Annotated in this window: 2 protein-coding genes and 1 pseudogene; all 3 read left to right on the top strand. The window is 73.5% G+C overall.

What is annotated here, in order from left to right:
• A pseudogene (locus AB0E94_RS53115) lies at positions 1-217 on the top strand (Ku protein); the annotation flags it as partial.
• A 128-nt stretch (positions 218-345) separates the two neighbouring features.
• Positions 346-738: a MerR family transcriptional regulator gene (locus tag AB0E94_RS53110; protein ID WP_357097192.1), complete on the top strand. Its 393-nt coding sequence runs from the start codon at positions 346-348 to the stop codon at positions 736-738.
• Positions 708-1,055, top strand: coding sequence for a thioredoxin (gene trxA, locus AB0E94_RS53105; protein ID WP_357097194.1), 348 nt, complete (start codon positions 708-710; stop codon positions 1,053-1,055). Before AB0E94_RS53110 ends, trxA begins: the two co-directional genes overlap by 31 nt.
• The last annotated feature ends 110 nt before the right edge of the window (positions 1,056-1,165 follow it).

The following is a 1,165-nucleotide window of genomic DNA, read 5'->3' as shown; positions in this document are numbered from 1 at the left end:
GGCCGGCGGGGGCGGGGAACCCACCCCGATCTCGGCGGCCCGCTCGGCGCAGAAGAAGGCCGCCGAGAAGAAGGCGGCGAAGGCCCCGGCCAGGAAGACCGCCGAGAAGAAGGCCGCGCCCAAGAAGAAGGCCGCCCCGAAGAAGGCCGCCGAGGGCGAGAAGAAGCCCGCCGCCAAGAAGGCCGCCCCGAAGAAGGCGGCCCGCAAGACCGCCTGACGCCTCTCGTCGTACGCGCACCGCCCCGCCGCGCGCTGACCCCGTTGAGGTGCCCTTCCTTACCGCCGAGGTTGCCTTGACGCCAGCGGCAAGGTCTAGCGTCGGGCGGGTCGGACGAGGAGGGTCGGATGCTGATCGGTGAACTGGCGGAACGCGCCGGCACGACCACCCGGGCCTTGCGCTACTACGAGACGCACGGCCTGGTCCGGGCGGCCCGCTCGGCCAACGGATACCGGGTCTACGACGAGGCGGAGCTGCCCGTCGTACGAGAGATCCGGGCGCTGCTCGCGGTGGGCTTCGGCCTGGACGACATCCGCCCGTTCGTCGCCTGCCTCCGGGCCGGCAACGCCACCGGTCACGTCTGCCCCGACTCGGTGGCCGTGCTGCGGCGCAAGCTGGCCGAGGTCGACGCCGGCATCGACCGCCTGCACGAGGTCCGCCGGGAGCTGCGTGACCAGCTCGCCCACGCCATCACCCACCGGGAGGAAACATGCTCGAGACTGCGCCGGGCGGCTCGCTGACCGCCGTCACCGACGACACCTTCGCCGCCGTGGTGCTCGCCGCCGACCAGCCGGTGGTCGTCGACTTCTGGGCGGACTGGTGCCCGCCGTGCCGGGCCATCTCGCGTAGCCTCGCCGAGCTCGCCGAGGAGTTCGCCGGGCGGATGGTCGTCGCCACGGTCGACACCGACGCCAACCCGGCGGTCACGCGCACCTACGGGGTGATGTCCCTGCCCACCCTCCTGGTGTTCCGCCACGGAGAGGTGGTCGGCTCGATCGTCGGGTCCCGCCCGAAGCATCACCTGCGTCAGGCCCTGGCGCGGCATCTCGACGGCTGAGCCGTCGGCCGGTGCGGTGCGGTCTCGCCGGCCCGGTCCGCCGCGGGTACGCTCCCGCCGGCCCCTGCCGCGAGAGGAACGCCATGCCGGGTGCTCAGCCGCCGGCTCTG

The sequence above is a fragment of the Actinoplanes sp. NPDC026670 genome, from assembly GCF_040638175.1.
Taxonomy (GTDB): domain Bacteria; phylum Actinomycetota; class Actinomycetes; order Mycobacteriales; family Micromonosporaceae; genus Actinoplanes.
Note: the sequence above shows the minus strand (reverse complement) of the source record. Positions and strands in the feature narration are given on the sequence as shown.

Coding starts and splice junctions, on each gene's coding strand:
- AB0E94_RS53110 (WP_357097192.1), top strand. CDS start 346: ATGCTGATCGGTGAACTGGCGGAACGCGCCGGCACGACCACCCGGGCC.
- trxA (WP_357097194.1), top strand. CDS start 708: ATGCTCGAGACTGCGCCGGGCGGCTCGCTGACCGCCGTCACCGACGAC.